This window comes from Flavihumibacter rivuli (assembly GCF_018595685.2).
Taxonomy (GTDB): domain Bacteria; phylum Bacteroidota; class Bacteroidia; order Chitinophagales; family Chitinophagaceae; genus Flavihumibacter; species Flavihumibacter rivuli.
The window spans coordinates 2,338,366-2,359,056 of the sequence record NZ_CP092334.1 but is presented as its reverse complement, the minus strand read 5'-3'; the positions used below and the strand labels follow the sequence as shown (position 1 = coordinate 2,359,056).

Annotated in this window: 19 protein-coding genes; 11 read left to right on the top strand and 8 right to left on the bottom strand. The window is 48.8% G+C overall.

Translation table 11 applies throughout. The annotated features are described in order from the left end of the window. Positions 1–25 precede the first annotated feature (25 nt). Entirely contained in the window at positions 26–1,111 is a 1,086-nt protein-coding gene (locus KJS94_RS10365; protein WP_214447302.1) for a PorP/SprF family type IX secretion system membrane protein, read from the top strand. Here the strand turns inward: KJS94_RS10365 and KJS94_RS10360 are convergent. The 3 genes from KJS94_RS10360 to KJS94_RS10350 form a co-directional block, all read right to left on the bottom strand. Continuing rightward, complete coding sequence (locus tag KJS94_RS10360; protein WP_214447303.1) at positions 1,086–1,625, bottom strand: GNAT family N-acetyltransferase; 540 nt, start codon at positions 1,623–1,625, stop codon at positions 1,086–1,088. The genes KJS94_RS10365 and KJS94_RS10360 overlap by 26 nt on opposite strands. A gap of 69 nt (positions 1,626–1,694) precedes the next feature. Further along, positions 1,695–3,794: a S9 family peptidase gene (locus tag KJS94_RS10355; protein ID WP_214447304.1), complete on the bottom strand. Its 2,100-nt coding sequence runs from the start codon at positions 3,792–3,794 to the stop codon at positions 1,695–1,697. Between the two features lie 51 nt (positions 3,795–3,845). Then, complete coding sequence (locus KJS94_RS10350; protein ID WP_214447305.1) at positions 3,846–5,666, bottom strand: ABC transporter ATP-binding protein; 1,821 nt, start codon at positions 5,664–5,666, stop codon at positions 3,846–3,848. A 102-nt stretch (positions 5,667–5,768) separates the two neighbouring features. On the opposite strand from KJS94_RS10350, the gene rbfA reads away from it, so the two are divergent. After that, positions 5,769–6,143, top strand: a complete 375-nt coding sequence (gene rbfA / locus KJS94_RS10345; protein WP_214447306.1) for a 30S ribosome-binding factor RbfA — start codon at positions 5,769–5,771, stop codon at positions 6,141–6,143. Positions 6,144–6,187: 44 nt separating this feature from the next. Beyond that, entirely contained in the window at positions 6,188–7,411 is a 1,224-nt protein-coding gene (locus tag KJS94_RS10340; RefSeq protein ID WP_214447307.1) for an FtsX-like permease family protein, read from the top strand. Between the two features lie 200 nt (positions 7,412–7,611). Here KJS94_RS10340 and KJS94_RS10335 read toward each other — a convergent pair whose 3' ends face one another. Then, a complete protein-coding gene (locus KJS94_RS10335; protein WP_214447308.1) occupies positions 7,612–8,448 on the bottom strand; it encodes a transketolase in 837 nt (278 codons plus the stop codon). Positions 8,449–8,641: 193 nt separating this feature from the next. Here KJS94_RS10335 and KJS94_RS10330 point away from each other — a divergent pair, with 193 nt between their 5' ends. Next, entirely contained in the window at positions 8,642–9,772 is a 1,131-nt protein-coding gene (locus tag KJS94_RS10330) for an MraY family glycosyltransferase (protein ID WP_214447309.1), read from the top strand. A 68-nt stretch (positions 9,773–9,840) separates the two neighbouring features. Continuing rightward, positions 9,841–10,404 (top strand): ribosome recycling factor, encoded by a 564-nt coding sequence (gene frr, locus KJS94_RS10325; RefSeq protein WP_214447310.1) that lies wholly within the window; start codon positions 9,841–9,843, stop codon positions 10,402–10,404. 212 nt (positions 10,405–10,616) lie between these two features. On the opposite strand, the gene KJS94_RS10320 is transcribed toward frr, so the two are convergent. Next, complete coding sequence (locus KJS94_RS10320; RefSeq protein WP_214447311.1) at positions 10,617–11,489, bottom strand: DMT family transporter; 873 nt, start codon at positions 11,487–11,489, stop codon at positions 10,617–10,619. 150 nt (positions 11,490–11,639) lie between these two features. Between KJS94_RS10320 and mscL the strand changes: the two genes are divergently transcribed. The 4 genes from mscL (at position 11,640) to KJS94_RS10300 (ending at position 14,822) form a co-directional block, all read left to right on the top strand. After that, entirely contained in the window at positions 11,640–12,041 is a 402-nt protein-coding gene (mscL, locus tag KJS94_RS10315) for a large conductance mechanosensitive channel protein MscL (RefSeq protein ID WP_214447312.1), read from the top strand. Between the two features lie 73 nt (positions 12,042–12,114). Further along, on the top strand, positions 12,115–13,146 hold the full coding sequence (locus KJS94_RS10310; RefSeq protein WP_214447313.1) for a DUF3078 domain-containing protein: 1,032 nt from the start codon (positions 12,115–12,117) through the stop codon (positions 13,144–13,146). A gap of 89 nt (positions 13,147–13,235) precedes the next feature. Further along, positions 13,236–14,027 carry a segregation and condensation protein A gene (locus tag KJS94_RS10305; RefSeq protein WP_214447314.1) on the top strand — a complete coding sequence of 264 codons (792 nt, stop codon included), beginning with the start codon at positions 13,236–13,238 and terminating at the stop codon, positions 14,025–14,027. 75 nt (positions 14,028–14,102) lie between these two features. Beyond that, a complete protein-coding gene (locus KJS94_RS10300) occupies positions 14,103–14,822 on the top strand; it encodes a pirin family protein (RefSeq protein WP_214447315.1) in 720 nt (239 codons plus the stop codon). 52 nt (positions 14,823–14,874) lie between these two features. Here the strand turns inward: KJS94_RS10300 and dxs are convergent, their stop codons facing one another. Further along, positions 14,875–16,803 carry a 1-deoxy-D-xylulose-5-phosphate synthase gene (dxs, locus tag KJS94_RS10295; RefSeq protein WP_214447316.1) on the bottom strand — a complete coding sequence of 643 codons (1,929 nt, stop codon included), beginning with the start codon at positions 16,801–16,803 and terminating at the stop codon, positions 14,875–14,877. Between the two features lie 328 nt (positions 16,804–17,131). On the opposite strand from dxs, the gene KJS94_RS10290 reads away from it, so the two are divergent. Together KJS94_RS10290 and KJS94_RS10285 are read left to right on the top strand one after the other, a co-directional pair. Further along, positions 17,132–18,187 (top strand): sensor histidine kinase, encoded by a 1,056-nt coding sequence (locus KJS94_RS10290; protein ID WP_214447317.1) that lies wholly within the window; start codon positions 17,132–17,134, stop codon positions 18,185–18,187. 10 nt (positions 18,188–18,197) lie between these two features. Beyond that, positions 18,198–18,929, top strand: coding sequence for a LytR/AlgR family response regulator transcription factor (locus KJS94_RS10285; RefSeq protein ID WP_214447318.1), 732 nt, complete (start codon positions 18,198–18,200; stop codon positions 18,927–18,929). Between the two features lie 100 nt (positions 18,930–19,029). Here the strand turns inward: KJS94_RS10285 and KJS94_RS10280 are convergent, their stop codons facing one another. Both KJS94_RS10280 and KJS94_RS10275 read right to left on the bottom strand, forming a co-directional pair. Next, entirely contained in the window at positions 19,030–19,785 is a 756-nt protein-coding gene (locus KJS94_RS10280; RefSeq protein WP_214447319.1) for a phosphoglycerol geranylgeranyltransferase, read from the bottom strand. A 53-nt stretch (positions 19,786–19,838) separates the two neighbouring features. Next, positions 19,839–20,567 carry a DUF2490 domain-containing protein gene (locus KJS94_RS10275; RefSeq protein WP_214447320.1) on the bottom strand — a complete coding sequence of 243 codons (729 nt, stop codon included), beginning with the start codon at positions 20,565–20,567 and terminating at the stop codon, positions 19,839–19,841. Positions 20,568–20,691 lie beyond the last annotated feature (124 nt).

Sequence of the window (20,691 nt, the reverse complement as noted above, 5' to 3'; positions counted from 1 at the left end):
CGATAAAAACAGTAGTATGATCAGTATGAAGACATTCACAAGAAAGTATGGAAAGGACTGCCCGGCTAATGGGCAGCCCCTTTCCATCGCGTATTGCAGGATGGCTGGTTGGAGGATGGTGGTACTGCCTCTTCTTTTCCTCTTGCCTTTCGTATCGAAGGCACAGGATCCCAATTTCTCCCAGTTCTTCTCCTCGCCATTGAATGTGAACCCTGCCCTTACCGGCAATATCATTGGCGATTGGAGGACGATCCTGAATTTCAGGAACCAATGGATCGGTCCCACCGCTCCCTACATGACCGGTACCATTTCTGGTGATGCCAAGATCATGAAGGAAAAGCTTCCCGATGGACAGCGATTGGGGGTGGGGGCCATGTTCATGTATGATAAGACCATGGCAGGTGTATTGAGAAGTACCTATGCCTCTGCCAATGTTGCCTACAACATCCTCGTTGCGGAAGGTTATGGCAAGCATTATATCGGTGCAGGATTCGGCCTGATCTATGGCCATAGGAGAATGGATTGGACAAGGGTGGTATTTGGTGAGCAGTACAAGGGGAATGGTTTTGATGTGAACCTTCCTACAGGGGAATCTTCCCTGTCGGCCATGAAGCCCTATGTGTCCATGAGTGCAGGTGGTACGTATTCTTACCAGACGGAATATTCCAATTTCGACCTTGGCTTTGCTGCTTTTCATTTGAATAAACCCAAGCAAACATTCCTGGAGGATGAGAACCAACGACTACCTACCAGGTTTGTGGTGCATGCCAATTATGAGAAGAACCTCAATGACCAGTTGGTACTGACTACGAATGGTATTTACCAGCGGCAAACCACCGCCAGTTACTTTTCTGTTGGCGGCGGCCTGGGTGTGATCCTTGATGAAATGGACAACAAAAGCCTGAGTGCGGGACTTTGGTACTGGTCAAAGAACGCGATCGTTCCATACCTGGGATTTAGTTATAAGCAAGTACAGTTCGGACTTTCCTATGATGTCCTGATCTCTAAACTCAAGGACTCTCCCGGTAAGAGAAGTACATGGGAGTTCTCCATTGTGTTCAGGGACCTGAAGAATATTGATGGGATCATGTATTGTCCGCCGTGGAAGTAGTTGCCAATTCTTTCCTGAGCACAATGAAAGATAGTTCCTGGCTCGGTTCGCCATAACCGGGACGGTAAGGAAATGGTGCGGAACGGCCTGTTGGTTGATAACCATTTCGGATATACCAATTGATCAGTTCGTCCCGGACACTGATCACCGTCATCTCAATGGCTATTTTATTTTTCTCCAATGCATAGGCTTCGGCTGCTTGCAGTAATGTCTTGCCTATTCCCCCTCCCTGTAATAGTGGGTTGACCGTCAGCATCCCAAGGTAGATATGGTCACCTTCTTCTTTCAAATAAACACAGCCAATGATCCGACCCTGGTCATCCAGGCATTTCAGGACAATACTTTCAGTGGATTGGATCATGCCTTTTACATCTTCCGGTAAAACCCTTACCCCGCCCTGCAGGAGGTCTGCCTCATGGGTCCAGCCTTTCTTGGAATGTTCCCCGCGGTAGGCGCTATTGACCAGTTCTACCAGTTCGGCTATATCATCTGTCTTGGCTAGTTCAATGGACATATCAGTTGGGTTAAATGAAAAAGCGATACCCGACTAAGGTATCGCTTTCTGATTATTTGTTGGTTAAGCTTACTTCCAGAATACTTCCGGGATAGACTTTCCGAGGAGGTTATGGTAATAGAACTGGGCAGCTTCCAGTGTATTGTGGACGCGCTTGGCCGGAACATTAGCACCAATTCCATGTCTTTCATTGGGATAGAGCATGAACTCAAAATGCTTTTTGAGATCCTGAAGTTTGTTGATCAGCTGGATACTGTTCTGCATGTGAACATTGTCATCGGTAGTACCATGGACGATTCGCAACAAGCCTTTGTACTTATTGGCATAGGTCATTACCGCAGTGTTCTTGTATCCTTCAGGGTTTTCCTGTGGGGTATCCATGAATCTTTCGGTATAATGGGTATCATAAAGTGACCAGTCGGTTACGGAGGCATTCGCCACACCATGTGTGAACACATCTGAGCCGTAGGTAAGGGCCATGCAGGTCATATAGCCACCAAAGCTTCCACCGGTAATCGCAATTTTATTTCCATCTACCCATGGCTGTGACTTCATCCATTTGGCGCAGGCCATGTAATCCTCGATCTCGTATTTGCCCAACTGGCGATGGATATAGTTCATGCCTTTCTTGCCGAAATGGCCGCTGCTCCTGTTGTCGAAGGCCACCTGGATGATGCCTTCCTGGGCCCACCAGCCTTCTGTTGCGGGGGCACGGAAATTATCGTAAACGGTACCGGCATTCGGCCCGCCATAGATGCTCACGAGGACAGGGTATTTCTTATTGGGGTCAAAGTTGATAGGGTAGGTGATCAGTACCGGCAGGTCAAATAGTCCATCGGCAGATTTCACCCTTGTCAGTTCTTTTTTGGGTAGAACATAATTACCCCATTCTGCACCTTTCGCACTCGCGATCTCCCTGATGACCTTTCCCTTCATGTCTACCAATACGGTAGTGGGAGGGGTATTGATATTGGAGTAAGTGGTTGTAAAAAATTTGTTGTTGGGTGAAAGGTTCATCCCGGTGAAAGAGTATTCCCCGAAGGAATGCCTGTTCAGCTGCTTGCCATCGAAGCTGGCGCTGTAGAGGTCCCAGCGTGCGCTGTTTTCTTTCCTCGCGGTGAAGTATACGCGCTTTCCCTTCTCATCGATCCTGAATACATCGCCCACAGTGAATTCCCCATTGGTGATCTGGCTGACTTGCTTGCCGGAAAGGTCATGGAGGTAGAGTTGGCGCCAGCCGCTCTTATCGCTTTTCAGGATGAAGCCATTATTGCCAGAGAGGAATTCAAAGCGATCTGAATCATCAAGGTCGATCCAGGTGGCTTGCTTTTCTTCATATACAAGGGCCTTATTGCCGGAGTTTGGATCAACACTGAATACTTTCAGGTTGTCCTGGCCACGGTTCAGCCATTGGATCCAGAGTTTTCCATCCGGGGCCCAAACCGGGGTGCCGAAATATTGGTCTTCTTTCTGGTTGAAATCCGCCCAGGTGGTTTGACCGTTCTCCATATTCACGATCCCGATCTTCACTTCGGGATTCTTGTCGCCAACTTTAGGGTAGCGGGTGTTTTCGAGATAGCCGTGCTGGCCATCCGCTACATAGATGGGGAAAACGGGAACACCGGTTTCATCAAAGCGCATAAAGGAGAGATGCTTGCCATCATTGCTCCACCAGAATGCCTTGTACCTGCTGGCCCTTCCCAGTATTTCTTCATAGTATACCCATGAAGCATAACCGTTCAGCAAGGAGTCGTTACCATCACTGGTGAGTGCAGTTTCCTTCTTTGTGGCGATCTCCATGATGTAAAGGTTATTGTCTGCCTTGGTATAGGCCCAATACTTTCCATCGGGTGATGCTGTCTGGTTTCTGGCACCCTGGATGGCAAGGGCGGGAACGGCAACACCTTTCTCCTCCACCGGGATGGTTCCGGTGAATTCCACTTCCTTGCCGGTCTTTACGTCCACGGCATACTGTTTCATTTTTCCATCGCTGTCTTTCTTCTGGACCAGGTACTGGTTGTCATTGATCCATTTGTTAGGAGCGGGCAGGGGTTGCAGGATATTGGTCGGACTTCCCTTGAAAGCCTGTTCAAAGGTGAAGGATTTCTGTTGCGCCATTCCCAATTGGCAAAGGAGTAAGGCGCCAGCCAGCAAGCGGGTCATTCTCATGTGTGTTCATTTAGCTATTAAAAAGGCCACCCAAAAGAGTGGCGCTCAAATTTATTTTACTTCCTGCATTTCGACCAACCGTTTGTAAAAACCGTTTTGGGCGATCAGGCTTTCATGGCTACCCCTTTCCACAATGCGGCCTTTCTGGAGCACAATGATCTCGTCCGCATGTCTGATGGTGCTCAAACGGTGTGCGATTACGATGCTTGTCCGGTTCTGCATCATGTTATCGATGGCATCCTGTACCAGCCTTTCGCTTTCGGTATCCAGCGAAGAAGTGGCTTCATCCAGGATCAGGATCGGCGGATTCTTGAGAACGGCCCTCGCAATGGTAAGGCGTTGCCTTTCGCCTCCGCTAAGTTTACTGCCGCGGTCGCCGATATTGGTATCGTAACCCTGTTCCTTCAATGAAATGAAATGATGGGCATTGGCAACCTTGGCGGCCTGCTCGATCTCCAGGGCGTTGGCTCCGGGCTTGCCAAGGGCGATATTATTGGCAATAGTGTCGTTGAACAGGATGGGCTCCTGGGTTACGATGCTCAATTGGTTCCTTACCGACTCCAATGAATACTCCCTGATATTGATACCGTCTATCAGCAGTTCCCCTGAGGTCACGTCATGAAACCTTGGTACGAGGTCGGCCAGGGTGGATTTACCCGAACCTGATGAGCCCACCAGGGCTATGGTCTTGCCCTTTTCAATGACCAGGTTGATATCCTGTAGGATCACTGCGTCTTCATACGCAAAAGAAACATTGCGGAACTCAATGCTCTTTTCAAAAGATTGGAGGGTTTTAGGATTAATGGCCTCTTCCACCTTTACTGGCGCCGACAGGACGGATTCGATCCTTTCCACGGCTGCACTACCCCTTTGCACATTGTAGAAAGCAGTGGAAAGGGATTTGGCGGGGTTGATGATCTGGGTAAAGAATACGATATAGGTAATGAAAGCATCGGCTTCAAGACCTGCCGTATTGTTCAGGACGAGCTTTCCCCCGAACCAGAGAATGGCGGACAATACCAGCACCCCGAGGAATTCCGACATGGGAGATGCCAGGTCGCGGCGGAAATTCATCTGGTTACGGATATGGTTAAGCGATTTGTTGAGGGAGTGGAATTTTTCGCCAATGATATTTTCAGCATTAAAAGCCTTGATCACCCTCATGCCACCAAGGGTTTCGTCCAGGACGGAGAGAAGAAGTCCCTGCTGTTCCTGCGCGGTGCCGGATTGCTTCTTCAGGCTCCTGCTCACCCTGCCGATGATGAATCCGGTGGCTGGCAGCAGTACAAGGAGGAAAAGGGAAAGGATGGGACTTAAAAAGATCAGCGTGGTAAGGATGATGATGATGGTCATGGGTTCCTTGATCAGGGCTTCCATGGCAGCCATAACGCTCCATTCCACTTCGTTCGCATCATTGCTCATCCGGCTGATGATATCGCCCTTCCTTTGTTCCGTGAAGTAGCCGATGGGAAGTACCAGGATTTTACTGTACAAGTCGGCGCGGAGACGGGTCATCACATGGTTGCGCATGGGGGCAAGGACCCGGTAGGCCATGTAAAGGAAGAGGTTCTTGAAGAATATGGAGATGATGATAGTGACACAAATGGCTGCGAGGGCATAAATGGGGCCCTGGGTGCTGATCAATTGGCTCAGCTTGAATTTGAAAAGCTGGAGCAATCCTGTGGCGGAGAAATCAAATACGGGTTCAACGTTCACCAGTTTCTCCTGTCCAAAAAGCAACTGGAGGAAGGGGGCCAGCATGGCCAGTGATACCAGGGAGAAAACAATTGACAAGAGGTTGAACAAGAAATAAAGGATGATATTACCTTTCTTGTCGCCCAGGTATTTAAGGATCCGGGAGAATTTTTTCATTCGGTTTTATAGCGCTTTGAAGGTGCAAACCTACACTAAATTGGGGAGGAGGCCTTCCTTTGGCAGCTAAATCCTAATTTTACAGCTATAAAAGGTAGGGTTATGAAAGAGACGAAAAGACAAAAGCAGGTAGCCGGGGAGATCCAGGAAGTAATGAATGGGATATTCCGCCATTTGGGATTGACCATGATCGATGGGGGAATGGTTTCCATTTCGTCAGTGAAAGTAACGCCAGATCTTTTGGAGGCGAGAATCTATATTAGCCTTTTCCAGGTGAAAGACCCGGCAGCGGCCATGGAGAAGTTGAAGGATCGTAGCTGGGAGATCAAGCGCGAACTTGCCGCCGCCATGAAGCTGCAACTGCGAAGGATTCCTGAATTTCAATTCTTCCTCGACGATACACTGGAACAGGTGTACAAGATGGAAGAACTATTCAAGAAGATCAAAGATGATGATTCGAAGACAGCATCAGAATGATCTTCCTTTCTAGCCAATTATACAACTATATTATCCGCTGATCCTTGAACCTACTATTCGCCTGGCGATATTTCAAGTCAAAGAAATCGACCAATGCCATTAACATCATCGCATGGGTGAGTGTGGCAGCTATTGTTGTCGGTACAGCTGCACTGATTGTGGTGTTGAGTGTTTTTAACGGGTTCGAGGACCTGGTGAAATCATTGTACGCCACATTTTATACCGACCTGAAAGTGATGCCGGTTTCCGGAAAGACCATCCTGCTCAAGCCAGGGCAACTTTCCAGAATCAAGGCTATTCCCGGGGTGGCTTCATTTTCCCTGGTCATGGAAGAAAAGGCGCTTATGCAGAATGGTGACCTCCAAACCATTGTTTACCTGAAAGGCGTAGACTCCAATTATGGGAAAGTCACTACTGTCCCCGCTGCCGTGAAAGTGGGCAACTTTGAAACGGGTTCAGCCGATCGTCCTTTTGCAGTATTTGGTGCCGGTGTGGAGAATGCATTGGGCTTCTGGAGCGACCGGCAGATCGAACCGTTGACCGTTTATCTGCCCAAGCGGGGTGCGGGACTCAATGTAGCAGATCCCCTCCAGTCGCTTAGTGCTGATAATATCTATTCTTCCGGCACATTTGCAATTCAGCAGGATTTCGATAACAAATATGTGATCACTAATCTTGGCTTCCTGCAACGCATGCTGAACCTTGCCCCTGATGAATATGGCGGGCTGGAAATTTCCCTTACTAAAGGTGCCGATGAGGAAGATATCCAGGAAGAACTGGTGCAGTTTCTGGGACCGAATTACAAAGTGCTGACCAGGTATGAACAAAACCAGGGGCTGTACAGTATCATGCAGATTGAAAAATGGGTGATCTATGGGGTCTTGTCCCTGATCCTTGTGGTAGCCGCCTTCACAATGATCGGCTCCCTCACCATGTTGGTGCTGGAAAAACAGAAGGATATCCAGGTACTCAAGGCTTTGGGCGCCTCCAACAATAAAGTTCGTTCAATATTCCTAAGTGAAGGATTCCTGCTGGCAACATTAGGCGGACTGGTAGGAACGCTGCTCGCTTTAGTGATCGGCTGGGCACAGGTGCAGTTCAAACTTGTTCCCTTACAGGGCGGCACTTTCGTGATCGATCATTACCCCGTCAAATTCCTGCTGAAGGATTTCCTGCTGGTACTTGGTACCGTAGCCTTTGTGGCCTTCATTGCGTCCTGGTTCCCTTCCCGCAAGGCCTCCCTCCAGCCGATCGAACTAAAAAGTTGACGGGTCGGGCGCAGTCCGACCCGTCTCCGACCCGTCTCCGACCCGTCTCCGACCCGTCTCCGACCCGTCTCCGACCCGTCTCCGACCCGTCTCCGACCCGTCTCCGACCCGTCTCCGACCTGTCTCCGACGTCATCCTTACCAACAAAAAGAAAACCGCCTCTTGTGAAGGCGGTTATGCGAAAAAATTATATGTATAAATCAGTAATCACCAAGTGTTTCTGGTAATTGAGCCAGGGCCTTAGCGAGTTGCTCGTCATTGGGGGCTATGCCGTGCCATTCGTGGCTGCCTTCCATGAAGTCGACGCCCTTACCCATTTCGGTCTTCATCAGGATGACCACCGGCTTGCCTTTGCCACGGAAAGTCTTGGCGTGTTCCAGGGCGGCGGCAACAGCATCAGGGTCATTACCTTCTTCGAGAATGATCACTTCCCATCCGAATGATTCGAATTTTTTATCGAGGTTACCCAGGTTCATCACTTTGCTGGTGGGACCATCGATCTGTTGGCCATTCCAGTCAATGGTAGAAATAAGGTTGTCCACCTTATGATGGGCGGCAAACATGGCAGCTTCCCAGTTCTGGCCTTCATCTAGTTCCCCGTCACCATGCAGGGAAAAAACATAAGTATCTTCCCCATTCAGGCGCTTGGTAAGGGCTGCGCCGATGGCCACACTCATACCCTGGCCCAGAGAACCGCTAGCGATCCTTACCCCGGGAAGGTGTTCATGGGTGGCAGGGTGACCCTGTAACCTTGAGTTCAGTTTGCGGAAAGTGGCCAGTTCCTTGATATCGAAATACCCTGCGCGGGCAAGTGTTGAATAGAATAGGGGGGAAATATGGCCGTTCGATAATACGAAGACATCCTCTCCCTTGGCATCCATGTCAAACTTGGGGTCATGCTTCATTACCTTGAAATACAACGCGGTCATGTAATCTGCACAGCCCAGGGAACCTCCGGGGTGGCCGCTGGCAGAGCCATGAACCATCCTCACTATGTCCCTGCGAATCTGGGATGCGATTTCCTTTAAACTAGCCATATCTGAATTTTGTGGGGCAAATCTAACCCATTTGAATTTTTGTCCAAGGAAAGATTTGGAGAATAAATGCCTGTAATTTTCGTTGTAAATGGGTAATATACCAATTTAATATGGTGTTTTTACCCTAATTACCGACCTTCGCGGTCTGGTTAGGCTGCACTCATTATTTTTGTAAGACTTCAATTGGCTGATCATGTTTGATGTAATACTCGCCCTAACCATATCCTTTGCAGTTTCATTCCTCGCTATCCCTGTAATCATCAGGGTGGCGGCAATGAAAAAACTCTTTGATATCCCGGACGAGCGCAAGGTGCACCAATCGCCAATTCCATCACTTGGTGGCCTTGGGATCTTTGCAGGTTTTGCCTTTGCTACCTTATTGATCGCCAATTTCAGCCAGGGTACGGATATCCAGTATTTCCTTGCTGCAGCGGTTGTGATTTTTTACCTCGGCCTTAAAGATGATATCCTCATCATTTCTCCCCTGAAGAAATTCATCGGTCAGGTGCTGGCCGCTTTCATCATTATTTATATGGGTAATCTCCAGATCCATAGTATGCATGGCTTCCTGGGTATCTATTCCATGCCGGAATCCTTCAGCCTACTGTTCAGCTATCTTACCGTGATCGTTATCATCAATTCCTTTAACCTGATCGATGGGGTGGATGGTCTTGCCGGTAGCCTGGGATTATTATCAACAGCGGTCTTCGGGATCTATTTTGTCTCTGTCGGGCAAATAGCGGATGCCGTACTCGCTTTTTCCATGGCTGGTTCCATCCTGGCTTTCCTGATCTTTAATTTCCAGCCCGCAAGGATCTTCATGGGTGATACCGGCTCTATGCTGATCGGCCTGATCAGCGCGGTACTGGTGATCAAATTCATCAATACAGCAGGTTCAACTGAAACTAGTCTCCCTATTGCGGCTGCTCCTGCTGTGGGTTTCGCTATCCTGATGGTACCCCTACTGGACACCCTGAGGGTTTTTGGAATCCGGATCTTCCAGCGTCGTTCGCCGTTCTCCCCAGACCGTAACCATATTCACCACCTGTTGTTGGACAATGGTATGAACCACCGGAATATTGCTATTTCCCTTTTGTCTTTCAACGTTTTAGCTATCGGCCTGGCATTCCTGATGCGCAATTTGGGCAGTACTTTACTGATGGCTGTTATCTTTTCGATTTTCTTTTCCGCCATTGGGGTGATGTATTACCTGCGCCAGCGCCGGACGCCCCGGATGTTCGTAACATCGGTAAACGATGTCAAGAATGGAACGGCCAAGAAGGTTGTCCCCCTTACCGAAGATGCTGTTTTGCAGCAGAAATAGAATGATGCCTGAAATACTGCCAATTTGCGGGCAGTTTCCTTAGTTTTGCGACGCTTAACATTACACTTATGTCAGAAGAGTTATCATTGATCATGGATGATACGGAAGTCTCCATGAAGAAGGCGATCAATCACCTGGAGGCAGAACTGGTTAAGATTCGCGCCGGAAAAGCTAATCCCCAGATGCTTGATGGTATTATGGTAGATTACTATGGTTCCCCCACTCCCCTGAACCAGGTGGCGAATGTTTCTGTAGCAGATGCCCGCACCCTGACCGTTCAGCCCTGGGAGAAGAATATGTTGCAGCCTATTGAAAGGGCGATCATCAATTCCAATATCGGGATCAATCCCCAGAACGATGGTGTGATGATCCGTATGTTCCTGCCGCCCCTGACGGAAGAGCGTCGTAAGGAACTGGTGAAGCGATGCAACGGCGAAGGTGAGCATAGCAAAGTAGCCATCCGCAATATCCGTCGTGAGAGTATCGAACAGATCAAGAAGCTTCAAAAGGACGGTTTGAGCGAAGATGCTGCTAAGGATGCAGAGAAGGATGTCCAGGAACTGACCGATAAATATATTGCGCTGGTTGAAAAGCACCTCGCTTCCAAGGAGAAGGAGATCATGGCAGTATAAACATATAGCCTTACCAATAGTGAAGGGTTGCCAATCGGCAGCCCTTTTTTGTTGCCGTGGCCAGGGGAGGTAGAATGAAGCAAAACAAATGAAATGAATAATTCATTTGTTTTGATACTGCCCAATCCATTTGGCATTTTGCCAAATGCCCCGGGAAAGCAAGTGGCCCGACAAATATCATGTCCTTAGTATTGACAAAAGAAGCCCTTAACTTATTTCTTGTTCACCATGAATACTCCTGCAAGGATAATACCCAGACAGGCTACCTGGAGCAGGTTAATGGTCTCACCATAGATCAGGCCCCAGGCCACTGCGACGAATGGAATGCCATAGGTCACTAAGGAAGAGAAGACCGTGCCGGCCCTTTTCACCAACACATAGAAAATAATGGAGGCAATGGCCGTGCCCATCACCCCAAGCAGGACCGAGGCGGCTGTTGACCATTGTACGGAGCTATCGGTAAGGGGTAGTTGAAAAAATCCGGTGAGTGCCAATACCAGTAAACTGGGGATGATCAGGGAACTGAAGGCAAGGGCCGCAATGGTGACCGATGGCACTCCTTTCAGGTGTCGCCCCACCATGTTGACATTGATCCCATAGAAAACGGTTGCCAACAGTACCAGTGATGCATAGGAAATATCGTTGAAGGAGATCTTTCCCTTTGCCAGGAACAGCAGGCAGAGTCCTATGAATCCTATAATAACACCAGCTACTTTTCTGGGCGTAACCGGCAGTTGAAAGAAGAAGACCCCAAGGAGAATGGCGGAAAGTGGGGTTAACGCATTGAGGATACCAGCCAGGGAGCTATCGATCCGGGTTTCGGCTATGCAGAACAGGTAGGCCGGAAAGAAACTTCCCAGTAATCCGGAAAGTACAACCAGCCGGAGTTGATCAAACGGGACCTCCTTCCACCTGGTTATTGCCGCGGGTAATAATACCAGACCAGCACTCAGGATCCTGATAGAAGCTACCTGGTAAGGACTCAGGGCTGTCATTCCTGCTTTCATGAGGATGAAGGAACTGCCCCAAATGATCGAAAGGGCGGCGAAACAGAGCCAGTTGATGATCTTTTCCTTTGCTTGCATTTCAATGCAAAAGTGAAGAAATGGTGGTAAGCAGGGAAAAATAAATCCTGTTGCCATGATAAGGGTAAAAAGGGGACTTTATTTTTTCTTGATATTGCGATAGTGCTTAATATTACAGCGAATTATAATAATTGACCAAAAACTAATATCATGGGATTTCTGAGCGATTTTAAAGCATTTGCTACTAAAGGCAACCTGGTAGATGTAGCCATTGGTTTTCTGATGGGTTCTGCTTTCACCAAGCTGGTGAATTCTTTTACCGAAGGCCTGGTTTCTCCCATTCTTGGTTTGCTGACCGGTGGCAAAGACTTTTCCAAGATGACCATCACAATCAAGGCGGCCGAATTGGATGCCAATAACAATGTAGTGGGTGAAGCAATAACCTTTAAGTATGGTGCGTTTTTGACCTCAACGCTCGATTTCCTGATCGTAGCCCTGGTTTGTTACTTGTTCCTGAAAGCAGTACTCAGGAAGGACCCCAATGCAAAGCCGGCACCTACCGCTACCGAAACTTTGCTGGCTGAGATAAGGGATGAGCTGAAAAAGAAATGATGGCTTAAATCTATATTTGTAAAGCATTTTGGGCCAGCTCTCAAAATGCTTTTTTTTAAACTAAACTGTTTTGATGAAAAACTTTATTCTTATTGGCTTCACCTTTTTGGCGTTTGGAAACGGGGCGATGGCGCAGGATGCGACTGTTGCCGGTATGAAGGAATCAGCCTCCGCCTCCCGCGGTGTAAAAGATACAGTCTTTAAATACAATGCCAAGGGTTGGCGGAAAGGCGTATTGTTCTCCCTGAATATAGCCCAGGGTAGCTCCAATAACTGGGCAGCCGGTGCAGAAAAATCCTCTTTCTCCCTCGCCGGCTATGCCACCCTGTTTGCCAATAAAAAGAAGGATAAGTTTTTTTGGGACAATACACTCGACCTTAGTTATGCCTTGCAAACTACCAGTTCGCAGGGTACGCGAAAAACCGATGATAAGATCGACCTCTATAGTAAGATGGGCCATATGATCAGTAAGCATTGGGCCATTGTAGGTGTTTTCAACCTGCGGACCCAATTCGCAAACGGCTATGATTATGATTACCTGGGTAAAGGATTGGAACGCAGGACCTCCGGTTTATTTGCACCAGCTTACCTGCTGATCTCACCTGGCATTGAATGGAAGCCCAAGGACTTTTTCAGCGTAATGATATCACCTATTTCGGCCCGCTGGGTAATTGTGACCAATGATCCTTACAGTTATTATTTTGAAAACGGGATCACTCCCGAACTCGAACAGGAAACACCATTGGCCGCACTTTATGGGGTGGATCCTACCCGTAAGGTCTCCATGGAAGCTGGCGCCTACCTTTCTGCCAGTTTTACCAAGCAAGTCATTAAGAACGTAGTGTATAAGAGTCGTCTGGATCTTTATTCCAACTACCTGGGCAAGCGTGATCCCCTGACCGGAGAAAAATTCGATGCCCAACCCAAGAATGTGGATGTATTCTGGACCAATACGGTGATTATGAAGATCAATAAATGGCTGGCTGTGACCTATAATTTCGACCTGATCTACGATGATGATGTAAAGCAGTTCGGTCCTAACCATGATTCGCCTGGTACGCAGACCCGCTCCCTTTTGGGGGTTGGTATCTCTACCAAATTCTAAACCCGCCAATAATCGTACATTTGCAATGTCCCGACATGGTCGTATATTACCGGTCGGGACATTATTATTTTTAACTATTTCGTGTAAGCATGGCCGTGCAGCATACCTCCTACCAGATCAAATTGCCACAGTTCGAAGGCCCTTTCGACCTGTTGCTGTTCTTTATTGAGCGCGATGAACTGGATATCTATAATATCCCAATCACCAAGATCATCCAGGACTTCCTGGCCTATATCCACCAGCAGGAGCAATTGAATATTGAACTGTCGAGCGAGTTTATCCTGTTCATTTCCACCCTGATGCGGATCAAGGCCAAAATGCTGCTGCCCCGCAAGGAGATGGATGCCCAGGGTAATGAGATCGATCCCCGCCAGGAGTTGATCGACAAACTGCTGGAATACAAGAAGTACAAGCAGGCTGCCGCAGAACTCACAGAGATGGAAGCGATCCGCCAGCTGATGGTCAAGCGCGGCAATATCCACAAGGAATTGAGCGAAATAGGGGAGGAAGCAGGCGAAGGCACCGAGATCCAGCAGATCACCCTCTATAAACTGATGAAGGCCTTTGAAAAGGCCATGCAAAAGGTCTATGACCGCAACAACAAACCGGTGCATACCGTGGTGCAGTATAATTATACCATGGAGCAAAGCCGGGAGAATGTGTTGGACCTCTGTAAGGTTCAGAAGACCATGTCCTTCGAAAAGCTGTTCGAACATTGCGAGAACAGGATCCATGCCATCTTCTTTTTCCTCAGTATGCTGGAACTGGTCCAGCAGAAATACATGAAGATCATGACCGGTGAGGGACGCAATAATTTTATCGTCGAATGGAATGATGAGCGGGAAGAGGAAGCCCATGAGCTCATTTTCCCCCAATCATAGCACTGTCAGAAAGTCATATTCAGTAAAAGTGAATGCTTGGCATAAATATTGATGTTTAAACATTAAAAATAGATCATGAAAACAATATTCCACCCGGCAGCAGACAGGGGCCATGCTAATTTCGGCTGGCTCGATAGTTACCATTCCTTCAGCTTTGGTCGTTGGTACAATCCTGAGAAGGTACATTTTGGGGCCCTCAGGGTATTGAATGACGATATCGTGATCGGGGGTGCCGGTTTTGGAACACACCCTCACGACAATATGGAGATCGTGTCGATCCCGCTTTCAGGGGCATTGGCCCATAAGGACAGTACCGGAACCGATGGGCTGATCAATACCGGTGATGTACAGATCATGAGCGCGGGAAGTGGTATCCAGCATTCTGAGTTCAACGCCTCCAAGACGGACCCAGTTAATTTCCTCCAGGTCTGGGTTTTCCCCAAACTAGCTAATATCAAACCCCGTTATGACCAAAAGACCTACAATGTTGAGGATCGAAAGAATAAATGGCAGGTAGTGGTAAGTCCTGACGAAAAGGATGGCGCACTCTGGATCAACCAGGACAGCCTGTTCAACCTGGCCGACCTGCAGGTTGGAAAATCCCTGGAATACCAACCAAGGTTCAATGGCAATGGGGTGTATTTCTTTGTCATCGAGGGCGAAGTGGAAATTGCCGGGCAGACCTTGCAAAAGCGCGATGCAGTGGGTGTTTGGGACACCAATGCCATGGAAGTAGCGGCTAAAACCGATGCCAGGATCCTGGCCATCGAAGTTCCTATGCTGAAAGAAGAATAAACTTAGTTGGCATCTAGAAAAAAGTCCGGCCACCGAGGCCGGACTTTTTCATTTATTGCATCAGGCTGACGCTGACCTTTTCTTTCATGAGTTCCTTGATGGTGTCAACAATACCCTGGGTATCATAACCGCACTCGCGGTGCAATTCCTTGAGGGTTCCATGTTCAACGATCCTGTCGGGGATACCCAGCATCTTCACCTGGGCCTGGTAGCCATTCTGGGCCATGAACTCAAGGATGGCTGAGCCGAAGCCGCCTACCACCGTTCCATCTTCCACGGTGATCACCTTATCGTACCGGCTGAATACTTCATGCAGCATGGTCTCATCCAAAGGCTTTACAAAGCGCATATCGTAGTGGGCCGTGTTGATACCATATTGCTTCACTTCGCGGATGGCCGCAGCAGCGAAATTGCCAGGATGGCCGAGACTCAGGATCGCTATCTCCTCCCCATCTTTCAGCTTCCTTCCCGTTCCGATCTTCACTTCCTTTAGTTCCGTCCGCCATTCAGGCATCACGCCTTCCCCACGGGGATAACGGATGACGAAGGGCAGCTTGGTGGATTCCAGTTGTGCGGTGTACATAAGGTTGCGCAGTTCACTTTCGTTCATTGGCGAACTCACGATCAGGTTGGGGATACAGCGCATGTAGGGGATATCATATGCACCATGGTGGGTGGGGCCATCTTCCCCAACCAGTCCGGCCCTGTCGAGACAGAGCACCACGGGTAATTTCTGGATCGCCACATCGTGTACCACCTGGTCGTAAGCCCTCTGCATGAAGGAAGAATAGATATTGCAGAAGACCCTCATGCCCTGGGTGGCCAGGCCGGCACTTACCGTAACGGCATGCTGTTCGCAAATGCCTACGTCAATGGCCCTGTTGGGCATCTTGTCCATCATGATCTTCAGGGAAGAACCCGAAGGCATGGCGGGGGTGATGCCAAAGATCTTATCGTTCTTTTCAGCCATTTCAAGAATGGTATGGCCGAATACATCCTGGTATTTAGGGGGCTGTGGGGTATCGAATTTCTTTTTGTAGATCTCACCGGTGATCTTATCGAAAAGGCCGGGGGCATGCCATTTGGTCTGGTCTTTTTCGGCCAGTTCATAACCCTTGCCCTTAACTGTGATCACATGTAGCAGTTTGGGACCGGGGATATTCCTGAGGTCCTGCAGCGTGTCAACCAACTTGGTGATATTATGGCCATCGATCGGGCCGAAATACCTGATGTTCAATGCTTCGAAGAGGTTGCTGCTCTTGCTCACCATGCCTTTGATGGAATGTTCCAGCTTGCTGGCCATCTCCCTTGTGAAGTTCTTGCCAATCGGCAATTTGCCCAATGCGTTCCAAACATCATCCTTCAGCTTGTTATAGGTCTGGGAGGTAGTGATATCGGTGAGGTATTCTTTCAGCGCACCAACATTGGGGTCGATGCTCATGCAGTTATCGTTCAGGATAATGAGGACATCGGCATCTGCCACGCCGGCATGGTTCATGGCCTCGAAAGCCATGCCAGCGGTCATGGAGCCATCCCCGATAACAGCAACGGATTTCCTGTCTTCCCCCTTGTACCTGGCGGCCATGGCCATGCCCAGTGCAGCGGAGATAGAGGTGGAGGAGTGTCCTACCCCAAAGGTATCATACTCGCTTTCACTGCGTTTGGGAAAGCCGGAAAGGCCCCCGTATTTACGGTTGGTAGGGAACTTGTCCTTCCTGCCGGTCAGGATCTTGTGCCCGTAAGCCTGGTGGCCAACATCCCAAACCAATTGGTCATAGGGGGTATTGTACACATAATGAAGGGCTGTGGTCAGTTCCACCACCCCCAGGCTGGCGGCAAAATGCCCGCCGTGAACGCTTACCACATCAATGATGTATTGGCGTAGTTCATCACAAACCTGGTGGAGCTGCTCCTTCCCCAATTTCTTGAGGTCGGCCGGGGTATTGATCATACTCAACAATGGTCCGGGTAAGATTTCCATGCGTTATTAGCTAAAGCGTCAAAGATAAACAACCCCTCTCTATGGGGGCCGTTAACAATAATAAAGATTTTAACAATGCGGCGGGGATTTGGTTGCAAGGGAGGGGCAATCATTGCCCCAAACTCCCAAAATATTGAAAAGAAGCAGGTTAAAGGCGATGAGGGGGCACGGCAAGTAACTGATTCATTGGATTTTCCACTGCTTCCCCATAGCCCGCCAGGTAATTGTTTAATCCCTTACCTCCCCATTTACCTTCCCCTTGTCCATTTATGCGGCCATTAATACAAATGCTTATATTAGTGCCGGACCTACCCCATAATTTTAACCTATGATGCCTAAAGGCGCTAAATACTATTGGCTTTGCCAGATCTGCGGTTGGACATTCGTTACCCTGTCCATGCTGTTTTTTGCCTATACCTTTTCACCACAGAAGATCAATACGAACTTTTTCATCCGGCTTTTCCTGATCTTTTCTGCCGGGATCTTTACCACCCATATTTTCAGGATTTTCATCCAGCGTAGCCAATGGCTCCTGCTCCCGGTTGAAAGGGTCATCCCCAGGATGATCATCGGGATCGTAGTGACCAGTCTTGCCTGCAGCCTCCTGTATATGGGTCTGGTAGAAGCCCTGGATGTGCAGTCCGAAAGCCCCAGGCGAATTGAATTTTCGACCCGCCTGCTGGCCTCCACGCTGGATATCGGCCTGTTCATCATCCCCTGGGCCCTGATCTATTACAGCTACCATTACATCAATAAGAGCAGGAAGCAGGAGGTGGATACCCTGAAACTGGAAGCCCTCGTGAAGGAATTGGAGCTGAAGACCATCAAGGCACATATCAATCCGCATTTCATTTTCAACGCCTTAAATAGTATCCGGGCCCTGATCGATGAAAACCCGGGTCGTGCAAGGACAGCCATTACTGAACTCAGCAATATCCTGAGGAGCAGTATGCAATCAGAGAAGTCAGAAACCGTTCCGCTGGAGAAGGAACTCAATATTGTACGTGATTACCTGGCGCTGGAGCATATCCGTTTTGAAGACAGGTTGAAAGTGGAGTATGATGTGGATGATGATACCCTCAACCAGCCCGTTCCCCCGATGATGTTGCAGACCCTTGTGGAAAATGCCATCAAGCATGGCATTGGCAGGCAGATGAGCGGTGGGGTGGTGCGGATCATCTCCGATTTCAAGGACGATTACCATGAACTGATGGTACAGAATACCGGCCGCCTGAATGGCCAGGTGAATGGTGACGGCTTCGGCATCAGTAGCACCAGGAACAGGTTACAACTCCTGTTCGGCGACAAGGCGGATTTCAGTATCAGGGAAGCCAATGGCAACCTGGTGGAGGCGAGAGTGAAGATTCCCGTTTCATTACCTTAAACACACTTATATGATCAAGGCTGTTCTGATCGACGATGAACGTTTAGCCCGCACAGAATTGAAAAAGCTTTTGATGGATTTTCCCGAGATAGAAGTGATTGGCGAAGCTGCCAATGCTGCTGAAGGGATAGAGAAGATTGAATCCTTGCAACCCGACCTGGTCTTCCTGGATATCCAGATGCCGGGAAAGACGGGTTTCGATATGCTGAGCGAACTGGACCGCGCACCCCATGTGATCTTCACGACCGCATATGATGAATATGCCCTGAAAGCTTTTGAAGTCAATGCGCTCGATTACCTGCTCAAACCCGTAGAACCCAAGCGGCTTGCCGACGCCATCCATAAATTGCATATGGTGGAAGAGAAGGAGGCCAATGCACCTGCAGTGAGTTCCAGCAGGAGCCTGCTGAGTGAACATGACCAGGTGTTTGTGAAAGACGGCGAGCGTTGCTGGTTTGTGAAGCTGAGCGATATTCGGTTATTCGAGAGCGTTGGTAACTATGCCAAGGTATTCTTCGGCAATAACAAGCCGCTGATCCTGAAATCACTGAATGCACTGGAAGAACGTTTGGATGAGAAGGTTTTTTTCCGCGCTAACCGTAAACATATCGTCAACCTCCGACTGATCGAGAAGATCGAGCCCTATTTCAATGGTGGTCTGTTATTGGAATTGAAGGGAGGGGAGAAGATAGAAGTGAGCCGCAGGCAAACAGTGAAGTTCAAGGAAATGATGAGTCTGTAGGATCGACCCAATGGGGCCCCTTGCCCCTTATGAATATTCAATTGGCCATGGAAGTGTTACCACTCTCATGGCTTTTTTTATTCAGCCAGGATGATGAAAGTTATACAGTAACGGTGATGGAATGAATGGCGGCACTCATCTCGCGGATAAGGGAGGGATCTTTTTCAATGGCATTGCCTATCACAATGATATCGGCGCCAGCCTTACAATTCTTATAGGCCTTCTCCGGATCGGTGATGCCGCCGCCAACGATGAGGGGAATGTTGATCTGTTGGGCCACAGCACTGATCATCTGCTCGGTGATGGGCTTTTTGGCACCGCTTCCGGCATCCATATAAATAAGCTTCATGCCTAGCATTTCACCGGCAAGGGCAGTGCATAGCGCTATCTCATGCTTATCGGAAGGAATGGGTGTGGCATTGCTGATATAGGAAACGGTGGTAGGGGCACCTCCATCGATCACCATATAACCTGTGCTCATGATCTCCAGCCCGCTTTGCTTTACAAATGGCGCACTGATCACATGCTGGCCAATCAGCAATTCCGGGTTCCTTCCCGAGATCAGGGAAAGGTAAAGGAGGGCATCAGCATAGCGGGAAACCTGTGAAGGGCTGCCGGGAAAAAGGATCACGGGGATATCACACTGTTGCCTGATCGACTGGATGCAATCATCAAGGTGATTGGAGATCACCAGGCTACCACCCACCAGGAAATAATCGACCCCTGCGCTTACGGCAAGCTCTGTTAGCTCCCCCAGGTTTCCCGGGTTAACCTTATCTGGGTCAATGAGTACGGCAAATGATTTCTTTCCCGCCTGCTTTTGTTCCTGTATGTGCTGGTAAATGCCTCGCTGCATGAAAAGTTTAATGGCTGGTCACAAAAATGCGAAAAAATGGTGGTATAGCACAATCACTGGCGCAACCTGGTGTAGAATGCCATCTGGATAATGTGGTTATTGGTGAAGGCATTTCCGCGTCCGGCTACGTATTGGTTCATATAGCCTGCTTCAAGATCATATCTTGGGTTCAGGCGATAGCCAAGGGCGATATAGGCCCTGTTCTGGTCAAAACTTTTATTGTTAACAGCGGAGTTATCTCCGTAATTCAGGAATACTTCATCCTGTAAGGCCCCGAAGAAGCCTTTCTGGAAAGGCTTCTGGCCATTGAAAGGGAGGATGGTCCTGAAAAAATAGCGGAAGCGATGGGCGAAATCGGTGCCGCGGTAATTCAGTTCATCCCCTTCCACCAGTGGCTTGTTGATAAAGCGCTGCTCAAGCCTGAAGCGATGCACCATATGGGCCACGCCTGCATGGTGGTTGAAGATATATTGTTCCCAGATCCTGTTTTCCGGTATATAGCCGGTTACCCCATCAATGGTCCTGCGGTTGCTGATCCAGGCATAACCAAGGGAGAAAATGGACCTGGTATTCAGCCTGTAGTTCACGCCCGGCCTGAGCAAAAGGGTCTGCATGGTGCTGTAATCGTCACCGGTACGGAATTGGGCATCAAAGTGGAGACTGAATTTCTTATTTATGGAAAATGTATTGAAAGAAGCCAACCAGGCGCTGTTGGTAGTCTGGCCCAGGCCAGTACCGGCAACAGCCTGTGACAAAAGAAGGATCAGGACAATTCTTCGCATCTGCATTACAATGTATGCACAAGGTAAGCAAGTTGCTACAAAATGACGCAAAGCAGGCTGGTAAAGGGTTTCATATGATGAACTTAATGCAGGTATGGCATTGGTCATTTATTCGTAACTTATA

Excerpts from the sequence above, each read along its gene's own strand:
- KJS94_RS10365 (WP_214447302.1), top strand. The coding sequence starts at position 26 with ATGAAGACATTCACAAGAAAGTATGGAAAGGACTGCCCGGCTAATGGG.
- KJS94_RS10360 (WP_214447303.1), bottom strand. The coding sequence starts at position 1,625 with ATGTCCATTGAACTAGCCAAGACAGATGATATAGCCGAACTGGTAGAA.
- KJS94_RS10355 (WP_214447304.1), bottom strand. The coding sequence starts at position 3,794 with ATGAGAATGACCCGCTTGCTGGCTGGCGCCTTACTCCTTTGCCAATTG.
- KJS94_RS10350 (WP_214447305.1), bottom strand. The coding sequence starts at position 5,666 with ATGAAAAAATTCTCCCGGATCCTTAAATACCTGGGCGACAAGAAAGGT.
- rbfA (WP_214447306.1), top strand. The coding sequence starts at position 5,769 with ATGAAAGAGACGAAAAGACAAAAGCAGGTAGCCGGGGAGATCCAGGAA.
- KJS94_RS10335 (WP_214447308.1), bottom strand. The coding sequence starts at position 8,448 with ATGGCTAGTTTAAAGGAAATCGCATCCCAGATTCGCAGGGACATAGTG.
- KJS94_RS10330 (WP_214447309.1), top strand. The coding sequence starts at position 8,642 with ATGTTTGATGTAATACTCGCCCTAACCATATCCTTTGCAGTTTCATTC.
- frr (WP_214447310.1), top strand. The coding sequence starts at position 9,841 with ATGTCAGAAGAGTTATCATTGATCATGGATGATACGGAAGTCTCCATG.
- KJS94_RS10320 (WP_214447311.1), bottom strand. The coding sequence starts at position 11,489 with ATGCAAGCAAAGGAAAAGATCATCAACTGGCTCTGTTTCGCCGCCCTT.
- mscL (WP_214447312.1), top strand. The coding sequence starts at position 11,640 with ATGGGATTTCTGAGCGATTTTAAAGCATTTGCTACTAAAGGCAACCTG.
- KJS94_RS10310 (WP_214447313.1), top strand. The coding sequence starts at position 12,115 with ATGAAAAACTTTATTCTTATTGGCTTCACCTTTTTGGCGTTTGGAAAC.
- KJS94_RS10305 (WP_214447314.1), top strand. The coding sequence starts at position 13,236 with ATGGCCGTGCAGCATACCTCCTACCAGATCAAATTGCCACAGTTCGAA.
- KJS94_RS10300 (WP_214447315.1), top strand. The coding sequence starts at position 14,103 with ATGAAAACAATATTCCACCCGGCAGCAGACAGGGGCCATGCTAATTTC.
- dxs (WP_214447316.1), bottom strand. The coding sequence starts at position 16,803 with ATGGAAATCTTACCCGGACCATTGTTGAGTATGATCAATACCCCGGCC.
- KJS94_RS10290 (WP_214447317.1), top strand. The coding sequence starts at position 17,132 with ATGATGCCTAAAGGCGCTAAATACTATTGGCTTTGCCAGATCTGCGGT.
- KJS94_RS10285 (WP_214447318.1), top strand. The coding sequence starts at position 18,198 with ATGATCAAGGCTGTTCTGATCGACGATGAACGTTTAGCCCGCACAGAA.
- KJS94_RS10280 (WP_214447319.1), bottom strand. The coding sequence starts at position 19,785 with ATGCAGCGAGGCATTTACCAGCACATACAGGAACAAAAGCAGGCGGGA.
- KJS94_RS10275 (WP_214447320.1), bottom strand. The coding sequence starts at position 20,567 with ATGCGAAGAATTGTCCTGATCCTTCTTTTGTCACAGGCTGTTGCCGGT.